Here is a 16,828-nt window from a genome sequence, read left to right on the forward strand (position 1 = left end):
CCGCCCCGCAGTGGCATTGACCTGCGCCCTACCCCATGACCAGCGCGCCCTGCGGGCGATTCGACACACGCCGGAAATGACCTACCTGACAAAGAGTTGCATGCATGCTTGAAGTGGAAAACGTCTGCAAGGAGTTCAAGCTGTACAACAGACCCTGGCACAGACTCAAGGAAATCGTCCTGCGCCGCAGCTTCCACCGCACCCACCGGGCCCTGGACGGGATTTCGTTCAAGGTCGCCAAAGGCGAGACCCTGGGCATCCTGGGGCGTAACGGCGCCGGCAAGTCGACCCTGCTGAAGATGCTCAACGGCGTGCTGCTGCCCGACGCCGGCAAGATCCATCTCAGCGGCCGGGTCACCGGCCTGCTGGAGCTGGGCACCGGCTTCGATCCCAACCTCAGCGGCTTGCAGAACATCACCGGCAACGGCCTGCTGCTGGGCATGACCCGCGAGCAGATCGAGGAACGCCGCCAGGCCATCGTCGAGTTCTCCGAACTGGGGCAGTTCATCCACGAGCCGATCCGCACCTACTCCTCGGGCATGAACATGCGCCTGGCGTTTTCCATCGCCATCCATGCCGACCCCGAGACCTTCCTGATCGACGAAGCCCTGTCGGTGGGCGACGGCCACTTCCAGCAGAAGTGCATGCGCCGCATCAAGGAGTTCCGCGCCCGCGGTGGTTCGATCATCTTCGTGTCCCACGACCTCAACGCGGTGAAGATGATCTGCGACCGCGCCATCGTGCTCAGCGAGGGCAAGGTGGTCGCCGACTGCAGCCCTGAAGACGCGGTCAACGTCTACAACCAGCTGCTGGGCGCCGACGACGAAGAAGAGTACAGCGAACGCCCGGTGAACGAGGCCGGCTATGGTTCGCGCCAGGCCGTGCTCGAAGCGGTCACCTTCGCAGGCCAGGCCTCGCAGAGCAACATCCTGGCCAGCGGCGACACCGGCGTGCTGGACGTAACCATCGCCGCCCAGGCCGACCTGCCCGACGTGGCCCTGGGCCTGATGATCCGCGACCGCTTCGGCCAGGACATCTACGGCACCAACAGCCATTACCTGGAACACCCGATCGCCCTGCAGCGTGGTGAACGGCGCCACTTGCGCTACCGCCTGCCGATGCGCCTGGCACCAGGCAAATACACCATTACCCTGGCCCTGCACGAAGGGGCCGACCACACCACCCATTGCTACCACTGGCGTGACAACGCCATTGGCTTCGAAGTGGCGGGCATCAACGGCCCCTTCTTTGGCGGTGTGTGCAACCTGGAACCGGAACTCCAGGAAATCGCTCTGTCCTCCTCGACCCTGAATGGAACCTCGCGTAATGCTCATACCCAATAATCCGGATCTCGACTTCCAAGAGCTCAACCGTCGTATCGAGGCCGAGGTCGAGCGTTACAAGCACAAAGCCGCCGATCGCCCGTTGCCGGCCTTCAACCCGCTGCCCTCGAACAACCACGACCGTCCGTACAGCTGGCTGCAGCTGGTTCAGCTCGAGGACGAGGCGCTGGTGCGCGCCGCCTTCCCGACCCTGTTGGGACGCAAGGCCGAAAGCGAGGAACTGCAGCGCTACCTCAACCGGCTGCGCTCGGGCTGGGACAAGTTCGAGATCCTCGCCGAGCTGCGCGACTCGCCGGAAGGCGTGCGCCAGAACACCCCAGTCGAGGGTCTGCGCCGCGCGCGCATGAAGAACCGTATCCGGCGCATTCCGATACTGGGCAAGCTGGCCATGACCCTCTATGGCCTGCTGCAGAGCGAACAGCGCAACCGCTACTACGTGGCCCGCCTGGACCTGCTGGCGCGCCAGAACCGCCTGCAGGTCAGCGAGCTGCATACCCTGCGTGACCTCAGCAACGCCCACGCCAGCCTGCTCGATGACCACCAGACCTATGCCGAACAGCAAAGCCTGGCGCTGCAGGAGGCCAGGAGCGTGCAGCAGGAACTGCGCATGCGCCTTCAGCAGCTGGAGCGCCAGCCGCGTACCGTCATGGCCGCCCCAGGCGAAGCCCAGGCTGTCGTGGCCGTGCCCGAGATGCAGCACCAGAGCGGCATCCCGGATAGCTTCTACCTGGCCTTCGAGAACCGTTTCCGTGGCGCGGCCGAGACCATTCGCGAACGGCAGGCCTACTACCTGCCGATCATCGACAGCGTCGCGCCGCTCAAAGCCGGCCTGCCGCTGGTGGACATCGGCTGCGGGCGTGGCGAATGGCTGCAGCAGCTGCCTGAACACTGCGCACGCATCGGCATCGACCTCAACTCGATGAACGTACAGACCTGCCTGGACCAGGGCCTGACCGCCCACCAGCAGGACGCCCTGGTGTGGCTGGCCAACCAGCCGGAGAACAGTCTGGGTGCGGTGAGCGCCTTCCACGTCATCGAGCACCTGAGCTTCGAGCAGTTCAACACCCTGCTCGACGAGTGCCTGCGCGTGCTGGCGCCCGGCGGCATGATCATCTTCGAGACCCCCAACCCGGAGAACATCGCCACCGCCGCGCACTACTTCTGGATGGACCCGACCCACCTGTCGCCGCTGCCGCCGGCCTTCACCGAGTTCCTGGTGCAGTTCAAGGGCTTCGACCAGGTGCAGATCCACCGCCTGCAACCGATTCCCGAAGAGCACCACGTTCACGAAGACAGCGAAGCCGCACGGCGCATCAACGCACTGTTCTGCGGGGCGCAGGACTATGCCGTCGTCGCGACCAAGAGCCTGACATGACCTCACTGCGTATCGATCAGTTCGCCGCCACCGTCGCGGTCGGCGATGGCGTCACCAACAGCCTGCTGTTCACCCGCAGCCTGTTGCGCAGCCTGGGCTACCAGTCGGACATCTACAGTTTTTCGATTCCTGCCGCGCTGAAGGGCGAAGTCCTCAGGGCTCACGGCTTCAAGGACTCGACCTGCGACCTGCTGCTGTATCACCACTCGATGGGCCACGACCATGGCCCCTGGTTGCTCGACCAGCAGTGTCGCAAAGCCATCGTCTACCACAACATCACCCCGCCGGCGTTCTTCCCCAAGGACAGCGACTTGCGTCGTTATGCGCAACTGGGCCTGAAACAGCTCAGAGACTGGCGTGATGAGTTCGTTCACGCCCTGGCCGTCTCGCCGCTGAACCACAGCGAACTGATCGAGGCCGGGTATCCGCATACCTTCACCTTGCCGCTGCTGGTCGACTCCCAGCGCCTGGAAGGCCCCACGGCCGTGCCCGGCTTCATGGCCAGGCAAACCGGGCACTTCTATCTGGCGGTCGGGCGGCTGGCGGAGAACAAGCGTCAGTTCCTGTTGATCGAGGCCTTTTACCACCTGCTGCAGCTGCAGAAAGATCACGGCCAGCAAGCACCGCAGCAACGGCTGATCGTGGTCGGCGGCACCACCAGCGAGCACTACGCCCAGGGGCTTGAGCAGTACATCTTCGATCTTGGCCTGCAAGGCCAGGTGCTATTGGCTGGCAAGTGCTCGGACGCCGAACTGCGCTGGCTTTACCGGCATGCCCGGCAGTACTGGTGCGCCAGTGCCCACGAGGGCTTCTGCATGCCGCTGCTGGAGGCGAACCACGCTTCGCTGCCGGTGGTCACCCAGGCACGCTCGAACATTCCCGATACCTTGGGCGAAGGCGGCCTGCTGATCGACAGCGACGACCCGGTGGTCTTCGCGGCGGCCAGCAACCTGCTGGAAACCGAACCCGGCCTGCGTGAAAAGACCATAGCCGCCGGGCTGCGCAACCTGCAGCGCTACGAGCGCGAGAACCTCAAGCAGCAGCTGCAGCAATGGCTGGACCAGCTCGGACTCTCATCATCCAGTGACGGAGTGAAAACCTGATGCCACGCGTGTTACTGACGGGCGCCAACGGCTTCGTTGGCAAGATCCTCACCCAGCGTCTGCGTGACGCCGGCTACCATGTGACCGCCCTGAGCAGTAGCGAACCACAGCTTGGCCACCCCGCCGACCAGCAACGGGTCTGCGACATCCGCGACGCCGAGGGTGTCCGCCAGGCGGTGGCCCAGGTGCGGCCCAGCCATGTGATCCACCTGGCGGCAGTGTCCCATGTGCCGACCAGCTTCCAGGATCCGCTAGGCACCTGGCAGACCAACGTAATGGGCAGCATGAACCTGCTCGAGGCCCTGCGCCTGGAGGCGCCGGAGGCCTTCGTGCTGTTCTCCAGCTCCTCGGAAGTCTACGGCGCGGCGTTCAAGTCCGGTCAGGAAGTCGACGAATACACCCGCTGCCAGCCACTGAACCCCTACGCAGCGAGCAAGGTGGCCGCCGAAAGCGCCTTCAACGAATACTTCCGCCAGGGCCTCAAGGGTGTGATTGCGCGACCGTTCAACCACATCGGTGCCCAGCAGAGCCCCAACTTCGTCACCGCCTCCTTCGCCCGCCAGATCGCTCTGATCGAGGCCGGCCAGCAGGAGCCGGTACTCAAGGTCGGCAACCTGGAAGCCAAGCGCGATTTCCTCGACGTGCAGGACGTGTGCAGTGCCTACCTGGAACTGCTCAAGCTGGCCGACAGCACGCAGGAATACCCGCGCTGCATGAACATCGCCAGCGGCCGTTCGCTGAAGATCCGCGAAGTGCTGGACACGCTGCTGAGCCTGAGCCAGGCCAGCATCCAGGTCGCCCAGGACCCGGAACGCCTGCGCCCTTCGGACATCCCGGTGGCCATCGGTAACAGCACCGCGCTGACCCGCAGCACCGGCTGGCAACCGCAGATCCCGCTGCAGCAGACCCTGCGCGAGCTGCTCGACTACTGGCGGCAACAAACGGTCTGAAGCCGCCCGCATCCCGAGCAAGCTCCAACAACGCTCGAACGGTCTGACACCGAACCCGAACCCGTTGGAGCTTGCTCGCGAAAAAGGTCTGGCGCGGTGTGAAGCCCTTCGCGAGCAAGCTCGCTCCAGCAAAATCGCAGGGCCTGACACTGCCTTCAGGCCCGGCCCGTGGGAGCGAGCTTGCTCGCGAAAAGGCCTGCCTCGGTGGCGCGGCCCTTCGCGAGCAAGCTCCAACAATCCTGCATCAGGCGCTGACCACCGGTGCCACGCTGGCGATCGCCTGTTCGAAGTCGCGCACGAAGCGCGGGGTATCGAACAGTGGCGAAGTGGCGCGGTTGGCGGCCAGGCGCTGGCGCAGGCCCGGCAGCAGTTGGGCGTCGGTGGCCAGCTGCACGGCACGCGCTTCGTAGTCGGCCTGAGTGGTGGTGATCAGCTCCGGCAGTTCCAGGGCAGTCAACAGCGCCCCGGCCATGCGCGAAGCGAAGGTGCGGCCTGAACGGGTCAGCACCGGCAGGCCCATCCACAGCGCATCGTTGGCCGTGGTGCCGGCATTGAACGGGTAGGCATCGACGATGCTGGACGTATGCCTGGCCAACTGCTTGCGATCATCCAGATCGCGTGCAACTGGATCGACTGCATCCTGGTTTTGATGCAGTTTCTGAGCTGATTTCCATCAGCTCTTGTTCGTATGCTGCCCGGCCTAGATCCTCCCTCGATCCAGGCTGGTCAAGATGCGGCGCAGCGGCGTCCTTGATATCGGTCATGTGTGGCCCTCCGTTTTCCGTATTCTAACCATGATGCGGAATCGGTCAGCACAAAAAAACCTTTTGTCTGATCCGTGTTAACAGGGGCCGCGTGGATTCTGGGTTTACGGTATATCCACAATACGAAATCGCCAGTAATGGCAATGTGATTTCATGTCGGTTCGTACTTCACCGATATTTTCTGGTACGGGTCGTATTTCACCGATAAAAAATGCAGCGAGGAGGGCCTTCACACCCCCTAAAACAGGGACCTGAACGACGGTTTTCGGTCTTGGAACTGCAGGGCGGGTGTTGTGGCCATAGTTCGTATTTCCGGCGTTTTTCAAGGTAGTTGTCGCGTCAACCGTCCAACTATGCCGCATGTTTCTCCTGCTGCTCGCCTCGGTCAGGGTTAAGCAGCACCGCTCCAATCGGCTCCCAGTTTCGCGTCTGGCCTGACCAGCGCTGCGGGTTCCTTTGCCGGGCCTGTTCGTACAGCTCATGACGCCGCGCCAGGATCTGCTGATCCTGTCCACGGTGCCGCTCAGCCGGGGTCACGAAGCGGATCCGGCTATGCCGGTGCTCGTGGTTGTACCAACGCATGAAGTCCCTCACCCAGCTTCTGGCCGCGTCCAGGTCGGCAAAACCGCTCGACGGCCACTGCGGGCAGTATTTCGGTGTCCGGAACAACGATTCCGAGTACGGGTTATCGTTGCTCACCCTCGGCCGTCCGCGTGACGGCTTGACGCCCAGGTCGTGCATCTTGCTCAGCAAGGTCACCGACTTCATCGGGGCACCGTTGTCCGAGTGCAGCACCAGCGGTTCAAACAGGCAGCGCTCGCTGATCACACTGCGCTGTAAGAGCGCGGCGGCGCTCTCACCACTCTCGGCCTCATGAACCTCCCAACCCACCGCCTTGCGGCTGTAAATATCTTCGATCAGGTACAGGTAGTAATACTGGCCGCGCACCTTCGACGGCAGATAAGTGATGTCCCACGACCAGACACGATTGGGCGCCTTGGCCGCATGCGTTGTGGGCGCAGCATGTCGTCCGGGGCGCTGACTGCGGCCACGGTGATGGTGTTGCCCCGCGGCCCGCAAGACACGGTAGAACGTCGACTCCGACGCCAGATAGCGCTGTTGATCCGCCAGGCGCGGGACGATCTGGGTCGGCGGCAAGTGCGCATATTCCGGGCTGTTGCACAGGGCGATGATCGCTTATCGTTCGAGGTCGCTCAGCGCATTGCGCGGAACAGGCCTCACTGTCGTCGTGCGTGCGTCGGCGCTGATGTCCTCGGTGGCCGTCCAGCGCTGCAAGGTTCTGAGCGATAGCCCGACCTCACTGCACGCCATGCCCTTACGGGCCCCGGCCTGGATCGCCTCGGTCAACCAGGTCACCAGCAAGTGCCGTTCCGGCAAGGCGGTCAATTGTCCTCGTTGTCGATCCTCCAGTAGTCGTTGAGCTTTTTTCGCAGCACCAGCAACGCGGCGGTTTCAGCCAGCGCCTTCTCCTTGCGATGTAGCTCTCGCTCAAGCTGTTGAATACGCTTCTTGTCCTTGCGCGCCTGCTCTCGCTCTTGCTTGCTCAGGGGCTTTTCGGGCTGCATGCCGTTGATGAAGGACTGCCGCCATTGGCTGATCTGCTCGAGGTACAAGCCTTTGCGACGGCAATACTCACCCAGCTCGATCTCGCTGAGGCTGGCGGTTTCAAGGATCACGGCGAACTTCATTTCGGCGGACCAGTGCTGGGGCGACTGGTTGGATTCGGACACGACACACCCTTCGGATCTGGATTGTTTACGCCAGTTGGACAGGGACATTTCGCTGACTCCTTCGCGCCGGGATACCTCGGCCATGGTCAGGCTCAGCGGGGGAAGCAACATCTTGAGCAACTGGGCTTTACGTTCTGCTGAATAGTACGGCACTCATGGTCTCTTTCCGCCCCCGGGATGGTGTTTTGGGAAAAAACGGAGAGGCGACAACTATCCTGACACCGGGGGCTTCACCGATGCGATTCGTATATCGCCGATGGAGTTTTTTTTGCTCGCCTGCCCTCGTATATCGCCGATTTTTAATCTCGTACATCACCGACACCCTGGTCGTATATCGCCGATGCTCGTTTTCGTATTTCACCGACGTGCGAAGCGTGTGAATCCCCCGAAATTGAAGGGCGGTTGCGCTTTTTGGGTTGGAGATCAATGCGCTTTGCAGGTCGTACAAAGCTGCCAATTCAATATAGAAAGGCGGTTCTTGAATCCGCAAGAAACCCAGTAAATACGCGGGTTACAGCGGGTTGACGGGGGAGAATTGAGGCTCTAGCCTTCGCCAAAACTTGCTCAATGATTGGCACTTTTTAGGAAGGTTTTATCGAAAGGTCGAGCGATAAATAGAGGATCCGGCCACCGTTGCCGGGGGAAAAAAAAGAGCCCACACATCTGGTCCTGGCAGATCGATGACGTGAGGGCCCCTTTCAGGTAATTCGAGTATGGACACCTGCACTCTGCTGCGCAATACGCGGCACGGTTTAATTCGCCCTGAATTTTTCAGCTTCTTCACTGAGGCCTGCAGGTGAGCAACCTCATCACCGCGGCTTCGACGGCGCCTGCACATCCTGGCTACTTCCAGCCGGTGTCAGCAATGAGCCGTATCCTTGAAGAGGCCTCCTATCTAGCACGTTGCAGTGACAACAAAACGGCAATGAGAGTACGGCCGCGTGAATACGCGATCCGCTACCCCTACATGCAGGTAAATCGCCCAGGACGCGTGTCATGGCTCGTTTTCGATCTCGACCATGCCAACTCCCTGATCTGGGACGAGCATGGCTTGCCACCGCCAAACTTCATTGTGCGTAATCGCAACTCAGGCAACTCACACATCTACTACGCGATTGTCCCTGTGTGTACCACCGAGCGAGCCCGTGAAAAGCCGATCCTATACATGAAGGCTGTCTACGACAGCATGGCCGCACTGCTCAAGGCTGATCCGGATTACCACAGTGGCCCAGTTGCCAAGACACCTGGTCATCCGTGGTGGATCACCACCGAATTGCACAATCATGTCTATGATTTGGGCGAACTGGCTGAAGAACTCGACTTGGCCAGGCCGATGCCTTTGTGGTCCAAAGGACCCGACATGGACGCAGTGTCACATTCCAGGCATTGCACCTTGTTTGAACGTGTCCGTTTTTACGCTTACAGCATCGTCAATGCTGAGCGAGCTGATGGTTACTTCGAGTCGTTCTACTCTCGGGTCCTCGCGCAATGTCACAACGACAACCGTTTTCGCACGCGAGAGCGTTACAACGACCTGCCCCACTCATCAGTGCGCGCCACGGCCAAATCGATTGCCCGGTGGACCTGGGCTCATTACCGCGGTAGCGGCGACTACCACCGAGGTGTGATGGAGCTTGATCGATCGCTGCCATTGGAGGAGCGCCAAAGCCTGGCCGCCAGGCGGACACATGCAGTCAGACAAAACCAGACCGCACACAAGATCCGTGGTGCTTGCCGGCAGTTGATCGCCAAAGGGGCACAGCTTACCTACACGGCTATCGCCCTGACTGCAGGCGTATCACGACAAACCGTGGCCAAGTACAAGGCGGTCATCACAGAAGCACAGTCGCCGTCGGTTGTTCCCCTTCGCCCTAAGCAGACGCCCCTTACCCCCGCAGCACCACAACCAGCCGGTCCAAACAATGGGGCTGAGCCAATGAAAGCCGGTGTAAAGAATGCTGTATATCAGGTACCTGCCCCTACCGGGGTTGCTTTGCTCCCGCCGTTGCCTGATTAGCTATTCAGATGGTGGGTGTGTATGGGGAGTGATTCGACACACTGAACCTCCAGCCTGCACAACATCACCTGCTCTACTCCGTACCACGTTCATTCAATCCTTGGATATCTCTGCTTGGTGCGGTGCCGCTCTTGTTAATGGGCGTGCCCCTACGTGGAATCTGGTGCCTCACCCTTACGAATCGCTCAGATTGCAGCGTAGAGCGCGCTCTTTATATCTGAATGGCCTTTGAAGTCGCATATGTCAGGGCTTGCCAGGTTGCGGCCGCGGTGGTGAAATCTATTTGCACTTTGCGTACGTACGTACGTTATTCTTTGTTCTGAAGCGTTCCTGCTTCCCCGGCGGCTACCGGGTCGAATTTCTCTAGGAGTGCTGAAGATGAATCCTGTGCAAATGGGTTTGAGCTTTGATGAAACCATCGCCGAAGCTGCTTTCAGTGGTAGCGAGAGCTGGTGCTCGCCTGAATATACCCATGATGCCTATAAGGCGATGCTGGACACTGCCTGTGCTCATCTGCATGACGTACCCAGCGAAATCCGTCAGTTTTTCGAGCAGAGCATTGAATCCTGTCTTCGAGCTTTGCAGCAGGAAAAGCGCTGCGGTACCGACATTTTTCGTGCTGGCTCGTTTTTGTGGAGATCTGCATTGCCCGTATCCATGGATCAATGGGCGGAATTGTCTTTTCTGGCAGACGCTGGTGGCTTGAATGGATGCCGTTTCAAGCAGCGCCGCGCACCGCGCTCGCAAACGCTGGGTATCCATGCACCTGGTGTCGGTTCGATAGTCGTGCAGGCCTGGCTGAAAAGCGCTGAACAGCGTTGCTGGTGTGAGTTCGTTCCGTGGGAATCGAGCTTCTTCCGGGCCAGTTTCCGAGACGTTGTCCATCTGCATAAGCTTGACTCCCACCGTTGGGATGGTGCGGTTTGCCCGGCTGCTTTCGCGGAGGCCGGCGACAAGGTCCCGTCTGTCCCAACTGTGAAGGTCAATGGCCGACAATTCGTGATTATGGGCGCTTCATATTTCCGTGAGTTTCGGGATAGCCATGGCCGGACGTTCGTTCGGCACTGTGATTGGCCGATGCAAACCTACAGCTATGGGGAGTTGTGCAAGCTGTGGGATGCAGGTGTCCTGGAGCGAGGAGACTGCCGCGGCTTGATGGCCAAGGTGCAGGGTGAGGTGTGTGTAATGGCCGAGATGGTCATGCTTTACGACGATAAAGTCTTGCCGTAAGCAGAGCGAAGCCCGGTCGGCGGCTACCGGATCCGGGCTTCTACCAGAAATGAACTCGTCTAGGAGCGTCTGGGTTCGGACATGATAACGACTGCAACCAGCTACCTCAACCGACCCTATTATGCGAGATGGGAACGTGGCGCACGTTTCTACGAACTGCGGATCCTCGTAGATCTAATCGGTCACACCGTGGCTATGCGCAGCTGGGGAATCTCAGGGGAGCTTGGTGTCGGTGAAATACGAAACGTACTGGCCTCGGATGAGGCCTGCACAAAACTGATACTCAGGGTCAGTCGGCAGCTGCACAAGCGGCGCTATGTACCTGTGTACAATGGCGGGATCGCGTGATGATCGAGATGAAGATAGCCGATATGGCAGTGGAAGATGATAAGCCCCTCAAAAGAGGGCGAAAATCAAACGTAGTCCCCTACGTACAAACTGACATGTTCCAGGCGAACATTGTTGAGTGGCCAGTGAAGGATGACCTGGCCAGCATGGAATTTCCGCTGTTCAGCCTGTCGACCAAACCTGATACGAGCGTTCGTGAGTACAGCCAGCCCGGCACCAACAAGCGTGTTCGCATCATTCCGCCCGTGATTGGTGCCGCCACCGTATTCGATAAAGACCTGTTGCTGTTCCTCGGGTCGCAGATCATCGAAGCCCGAAAAGCAGGAATGCCAATTTCCAAGCGGGTTAAGTTCGATACGTACGATTTTTTGACAGGTACATCCCGGGATCCCGGTGGAAACGCATATTCGAACGTTTTGGACATGCTTCGACGATTAAAGGGTACTCAGCTCGAAACCAATATCGTTACTGGTGGTCAAGAGCAGACGAAGGGGTTTGGCTGGATCGAAGACTACACCGTCACCAAGACCGCATCCAATGGCAAAGGCGTGTTGGAATGCGAAGTCGTGCTGTCCGAGTGGATCTACAACGCTTTCCTGCATTTTGAAGTGATGAGCATTGATCGGCGCTACTTTGGGCTGCGGATGCCTCTTGAACGGCGGCTATATGAGCTCGCTCGTAAACACTTGGGAAACAAGATGATTTGGGCCGCAGACATTGTTGCACTGCAGCAAAAATGTGGCTCCAAGCAGAGCCTCACCCACTACAGGGCCGAGATCCGCAAGATCATTCAGCGTGACCTGCTGCCGGACTATCACATGGGGCTGGATACCAGTGTGAAGCCTCATCGAATCGTGTTTTACACGCGTGATGAGCAATCGCTCCTCGAGGAGCTGGCGGTAAAAGGGGAAATGGAATGGTTCGCTTCGCTAGAAAAGCGAGACATGGAGAGTTGAATGCCAGCGCGATCGAGGCTTGAGCAATACGATCATTTGATGGGGGAGTGTACAGACCAGGCCATTGCTGAATTAGCTGACTGCAGCACGGAAGCTGTGCGGCGGCGCAGGCTCAAGATTGGCAAAGATCGATTTGCCTTGGCCGAGTCCACCCCCCTGCCCTTCTTAAATATCAACATCTTTTTGGCAAGCGCCCTGTCGCTGACATTGCCAAGCTCGCAGGCGTATCGGCTTACTTCGTCATCAAGCGTATGAAACAACTGGGAAAACCCACCTTTAAGCGATCAGCGATCACAAATTTCGACCACCTGCAGGGGACGATGTGTGACCAGGCATTGGCCGATCTCGCTGGTTGCTCGAAGGAGTGCGCGCGTCGGCGCCGGCTGCGCCTGGGTATCTCAGCAAACCGCGACACCCGAGAAAAAAATTAGCCAAGTCGTCGTATATCGCCGACAAATACTGTTGCATGCGTACGTACATACGTATAATGTGTGTAAGGAAACCCACCGTGTTGTGCCTGGCGGCTACCAGGCTAACCAATCAGCGTCTAGGAGCAATATCATGAAGCGCATTTCGTTATGGTCGGTTGATCGCGACGATACCCTCCACATTGATGATGAAATCGAAAAACTGGAAGAGGCCCGATCGGTGATGATCACTGCGAATCGAGCCCTTGTGGAAGGCGATGATTTGAGTCTTGCCCGTTTGGGTTTCGATAGTGACCACATCGACGATCTGAAAGTACGTCATTCCGAGGGTAAGCCTGGGTTTCCTGCATATGTCCTGCGCAACCTCCAGGACTCCATCCAGCAGCTGTCGGACTTGAAGCGCGGTGCCAATGACGGTCGCGGTGCGAGGCTCGTTGAGCAACAGTGATAAGCTTTGTTGATGCGTACGTATTGTACGTGCGTACGTATCCATAAATAAGCAAACGGTTTATCATTGTCGCGACTTCAATCCATATGGGGGCCTGTTCATGGCATCACGAAAAGACACTGCGCCGGCACCTTCGCAACCTAAGCGGAGTGCCAAAACGATCACCATGCGCGACGATTACCATGAGCGCCTTCGCAAGCAGGCATTCGAACAAAACACTGCTATGTCGTTCCTGATCGAGCAGGCACTTGAGATGATGTGGGGCATCGAGCGAACTCCGCCCACGAAGTAAGCCCTCAAAGCGGGTTCGCAACGAGCCCTGCTTATAGCCACATTGCCACAAATCCCCTCCCCCTCCCTTTTCAGATGCTCTCAGCCTTCGCTTGCTGCGGCGTAGGCGTCTGCACGAGTGCTTGGGCCTCTCATAGTGTTGTTACTAGCAACACAATCGGCCAAAGGGTTCAGGTATTTGTTCAAAAAAATGCAAACAACCTGAATTCCACTGTTTGCAACAGGAATTCAGGATTTATACTGAATGCAACAGCAAAACGGAGAAGTGCTATGAACTCGAATGTGGAAATGGTCGAAGATGTTGCAACCTACGTGGATTTCAATGAGTTGTTTTTCACGCCCCGTTTCGCCGCAGACTGCTTTGGTCTTACGACTCGACGCCTGAAAGACATCGAAGAAGCAAACAACATCGAGATCCGTCGCGTGCCGCGCGGAACCGTCACCTCTCGGGTTTATACGCCTTCGGACCTTTTCGATTTGGCAGCACTTCGCCGTGAACTTGGGCACTTGAAAGGCTTGGCGCGCCAGGTGGTCATGTCCACCTACATCTCGAAAGGTGGCACCAACAAAACCACCACAGCAGTCGGCCAGGCTATTACCTGTTCTTTAGCCGGGTTGCGCGTTCTTCTGGTCGACAATGATCCCCAGGGTGATACGTCGAGCATGCTCGGCTACGACCCGGACGCTACTCCAGAAGATTTGCAGGAGCTTGGAATCCCTGCTGACCGCATCGTTGATGGTCACCTCGGCCACTTGATCAGCCCAATGCTTCGCATGCGATCGTTTCAACCCAAAACGCTTGATGAAGTCATCAAGAAACCTTTTGGTGAAAGTGGCCCCCACCTGATCCCCGCCGATGCATCGCTAGAAGATCTGGGCGTGGCTTTGGACGCAGCCAATAACTCGGACATGTGGTACGCGAAGTGGGTTGAAGATGGTAAAGCCGGCAAAATTCCAGGCTGCGACCTATCGCAATACGACGTCATCATTTTTGATAATGCGCCCGCAGGTTCGCGCCTGACCAAGAACTCAGTAGCCGCAAGCGATCTGCTCATGAGCCCAGTCCGAATGGACAAATTCTCCTTCAAGGCGATCCTGCGACTGCATGACTGGTGCGCTGGTTTCGCACGCGAATACGGTTTCGCACCTGAACTGGTAGCTGTGCCGACCATGTTTGCAAAGGGGCGTCCTCGGATGCTGAACAACCTGTACAGGTTGAACCAGCTTTTCCCAGGTCGGGTGACCGAGGAAAAGATTTTTCACTCTGCAGACTATGTGAACTCCCTCGATGACGGTGTCCCCCTGATGTTCTGGAAGGGTGCTAACCGGGACACCATCGAAAACGCTCGCGCAGTGCATGCCGAGGTTTTGGAGAAAATCCGCCATGTTGCTGCTCAGCCCCAAGAGTGAGTGTTGCTACTAGCAACAGGGTTCATATGTTCAAGAGTGTTGCTACTAGCAACACGCAACGATTTTGTTGCTAGTAGCAACAGCGTATTGGAATGTTGCTAGTAGCAACACAGGAGGGTGATTAATGAAATCCACCGACTACCCAGGCAAGCCAAGCACGGCAATGGCATCACTGCGCAAGCCTACGGAAATGCCGCCGACCACAGGTAACCGTGGCAGCAGGGCGGCGATGCTCCAACAGGCCATGGGATCTGAGCAAGAGGCTGATACGAAGCAACTCATTGCTCAACACGCTCAAGAAGGTCAACTCATACTCAAGGACGAATGGCTCGAGGAGGTCCCAGTTGAGCTGATCGATCCCTCTCCGTATCAGCCAAGGATGTTCTTCGACCAAGCAAAGCTTGAAGAGCTCGCTGGCTCGATTGACTCTGTGGGCCTGGGTAAACCGATTACAATCCGGCCTGTAGGGGAGCGTTTCGAGCTTATCGGCGGTGAATGCCGGTGGCGGGCTCACAAAATGCTGGGCCGCGACAAAATCATGGCTCATGTTAAGCCAATGTCAGACGACATGGCGATGCTTTTGGCAATCACCGACAACCTTCAAAATGAGCTAACGGATTACGAAAAAGCTGTTAGCTATCAACGATATATGCTGAAAGGCGCTGATAAAAGCCAGCGGGCATTGGCTCGACGCCTTGGTGTAGATCACACAGTCGTGAACCGCTGCCTTGACCTAATTCAGCTGCCCGAACAGATCAAGGAAATTCTGAACACCAAGCCCCACTTGATTACAGCGAACTATGCGAAAAAGTTTGTGGAGCATTCAAAGGCGGATGTGAACATCGTCCATCGCATTGTAATTCAAATGGCCGAGAAGGGGACTGGCCAGGAAGCCGCACTTCGCATGATTGGGCAGAAGCTTGCTGCTTGTAGCGGTCCTAAGCCCATGATGACAGAACCTCGGAAGCTGCAAGGGGTTGGCTCAGTTCGTTTAAATGGGCGCAAGCTGGAATTCAAGATTGATAAGGAAGTGGACCCTCAGAAAATCATGGATAAGCTCGCAGCCTTCCTTGATTCGATTGATGCCTCTGAATTTGCTACACAGGGCACGCGAAATTGAGCATGGCCAAGCCCGCCCCGATCGGGGCGGGTTCAATCAGCTAACGGGGCGAAACGCATGGGAATGCCTAGTGAACCACATCACGTCAGGTACGTTCTGAGCCTGGCTAGGCAATGTCCGTTTCCAGACTGGCTCTTGCTACCGCAAGGTCAGCGTTGCCGCCGTAGCCAGATGAATAGGCAATGGATTGCCTGCGTGACTCGGTTAGCGACTGGATTTCTTGAAACGTTAAGACTGTTTTTTGATGGCATTTTGCCGTTTTTATAGTTTTGGTTATAAAAAATTAACTGTAAAAAACGACAAAAATTTGTACATTATGAGATCGTCGGAAAAATTCCTTAAAAATCCCGACAGCCGCCGACTTCCTTGGGGCAACACTTGAGTTTTTACCCTTAAGTGATGACCTTTTGCCATCATTTAAAGACACGCACTACCCCTCGCTGCGCCGATCAGATGACCGGTCATGTCGGAACAGTCAGTGTCAGGTGTGGATCACAGGTGGACGGCCTGTCCGCCAGGGCGCAGCCTTGACCCTCCCCGGCTCTTGACCTAGTGTGCGTTGCAACCTCCGCTGGCCAGCGGAACACTTCCCTCACCCTCTGCTTAGCCGGCAAGTGCCTTGATCGAGTAATTGATTGTGAAAACCTTCCTCCATGTAGGTTGCGGTCCTAAGAACAAGAGCGGCACGACCAGAGACTTTGCTTGCGAGCAGTGGCAGGAACTGCGCTTCGGGATATCGACCAAAGCGTCAACCCGGACATCGTCGGCACCATGACCGACATGTCACAGGTCAAGGACGCCTCGGTGGATGCGCTGTTTTCCAGCCACAACATCGAGCACCTGTACCCGCACGAGGTCCCGGTGGCGCTGGCAGAATTCAAGCGTGTGCTCAAGCCAGGCGGCTTCGTGGTCATCACCTGCCCCGACCTGCAAGCGGTCTGTGCGCTGGTGGCCGAAGACAAGCTGACCGACGCGGCCTATGTCTCGCCCGCCGGCCCGATCGCCCCCATCGACATTCTCTACGGCCATCGCCCAGCCATGGCCAACGGCAACACCTACATGGCGCAACGTTGCGGCTTCACCAAGCGAGCGCTGACCGGCACCCTGCAGGCCGCCGGTTTCGACCTGGTCCTGCCGATCCAGCGCACCCACCCGGCCTACGACCTGTGGGCCATCGCCGCCCTGGCGCCGATCACCCACGAAGAAGTCGTGGCCCTGGCCAAAGAGCATTTCTCGGAGTGATGAATAGCTAGCTATATATAAAGCCAGCTAGCTAGGTGAAGGCCCGGCGGTT

The 16,828-nt window shown here is 58.0% G+C and carries 12 protein-coding genes and 1 pseudogene; 11 read left to right on the plus strand and 2 right to left on the minus strand.

The window, feature by feature from the left end:
* Positions 1 to 104: 104 nt before the first annotated feature.
* The 4 genes from R6G97_RS23910 to R6G97_RS23925 are packed head-to-tail and all read left to right on the plus strand — an operon-like array spanning position 105 to position 4,771.
* Positions 105 to 1,343, plus strand: a complete 1,239-nt coding sequence (locus R6G97_RS23910) for an ABC transporter ATP-binding protein (protein ID WP_104833245.1) — start codon at positions 105 to 107, stop codon at positions 1,341 to 1,343.
* Positions 1,327 to 2,718 carry a class I SAM-dependent methyltransferase gene (locus R6G97_RS23915; RefSeq protein WP_234430015.1) on the plus strand — a complete coding sequence of 464 codons (1,392 nt, stop codon included), beginning with the start codon at positions 1,327 to 1,329 and terminating at the stop codon, positions 2,716 to 2,718. Before R6G97_RS23910 ends, R6G97_RS23915 begins: the two co-directional genes overlap by 17 nt.
* Complete coding sequence (locus R6G97_RS23920) at positions 2,715 to 3,821, plus strand: glycosyltransferase (RefSeq protein ID WP_234430016.1); 1,107 nt, start codon at positions 2,715 to 2,717, stop codon at positions 3,819 to 3,821. Before R6G97_RS23915 ends, R6G97_RS23920 begins: the two co-directional genes overlap by 4 nt.
* Positions 3,821 to 4,771, plus strand: a complete 951-nt coding sequence (locus R6G97_RS23925; protein WP_104833248.1) for a GDP-mannose 4,6-dehydratase — start codon at positions 3,821 to 3,823, stop codon at positions 4,769 to 4,771. Before R6G97_RS23920 ends, R6G97_RS23925 begins: the two co-directional genes overlap by 1 nt.
* 244 nt (positions 4,772 to 5,015) lie before the next feature.
* Here R6G97_RS23925 and R6G97_RS23930 read toward each other — a convergent pair whose 3' ends face one another.
* The gene (locus R6G97_RS23930) at positions 5,016 to 5,366 is read right to left on the minus strand and encodes an O-linked N-acetylglucosamine transferase family protein (RefSeq protein WP_289717888.1); all 351 of its coding nucleotides are present in this window, start codon (positions 5,364 to 5,366) and stop codon (positions 5,016 to 5,018) included.
* A gap of 520 nt (positions 5,367 to 5,886) precedes the next feature.
* Positions 5,887 to 7,439 (minus strand): annotated as a pseudogene (locus R6G97_RS23935) (IS3 family transposase).
* 643 nt (positions 7,440 to 8,082) lie between these two features.
* Between R6G97_RS23935 and R6G97_RS23940 the strand changes: the two are divergent.
* From R6G97_RS23940 to R6G97_RS23970, 7 genes are all read left to right on the plus strand, one after another.
* The gene (locus R6G97_RS23940; protein ID WP_234429999.1) at positions 8,083 to 9,303 is read left to right on the plus strand and encodes a replication initiation protein; all 1,221 of its coding nucleotides are present in this window, start codon (positions 8,083 to 8,085) and stop codon (positions 9,301 to 9,303) included.
* A 378-nt stretch (positions 9,304 to 9,681) separates the two neighbouring features.
* A complete protein-coding gene (locus tag R6G97_RS23945; RefSeq protein ID WP_317847619.1) occupies positions 9,682 to 10,533 on the plus strand; it encodes a hypothetical protein in 852 nt (283 codons plus the stop codon).
* Positions 10,534 to 10,880: 347 nt separating this feature from the next.
* Positions 10,881 to 11,837 (plus strand): replication initiator protein A, encoded by a 957-nt coding sequence (locus R6G97_RS23950; protein WP_104833254.1) that lies wholly within the window; start codon positions 10,881 to 10,883, stop codon positions 11,835 to 11,837.
* 561 nt (positions 11,838 to 12,398) lie between these two features.
* Positions 12,399 to 12,713, plus strand: a complete 315-nt coding sequence (locus tag R6G97_RS23955) for a hypothetical protein (RefSeq protein ID WP_104833256.1) — start codon at positions 12,399 to 12,401, stop codon at positions 12,711 to 12,713.
* Positions 12,714 to 13,274: 561 nt separating this feature from the next.
* Positions 13,275 to 14,414 carry an AAA family ATPase gene (locus R6G97_RS23960; protein ID WP_104833257.1) on the plus strand — a complete coding sequence of 380 codons (1,140 nt, stop codon included), beginning with the start codon at positions 13,275 to 13,277 and terminating at the stop codon, positions 14,412 to 14,414.
* A gap of 124 nt (positions 14,415 to 14,538) precedes the next feature.
* A complete protein-coding gene (locus tag R6G97_RS23965; RefSeq protein WP_200929563.1) occupies positions 14,539 to 15,534 on the plus strand; it encodes a ParB/RepB/Spo0J family partition protein in 996 nt (331 codons plus the stop codon).
* Between the two features lie 711 nt (positions 15,535 to 16,245).
* Positions 16,246 to 16,776 carry a class I SAM-dependent methyltransferase gene (locus R6G97_RS23970; protein ID WP_317848181.1) on the plus strand — a complete coding sequence of 177 codons (531 nt, stop codon included), beginning with the start codon at positions 16,246 to 16,248 and terminating at the stop codon, positions 16,774 to 16,776.
* The last annotated feature ends 52 nt before the right edge of the window (positions 16,777 to 16,828 follow it).

The organism is Pseudomonas sp. HTZ2 (assembly GCF_033173945.1).
Lineage (GTDB): Bacteria > Pseudomonadota > Gammaproteobacteria > Pseudomonadales > Pseudomonadaceae > Aquipseudomonas > Aquipseudomonas guariconensis.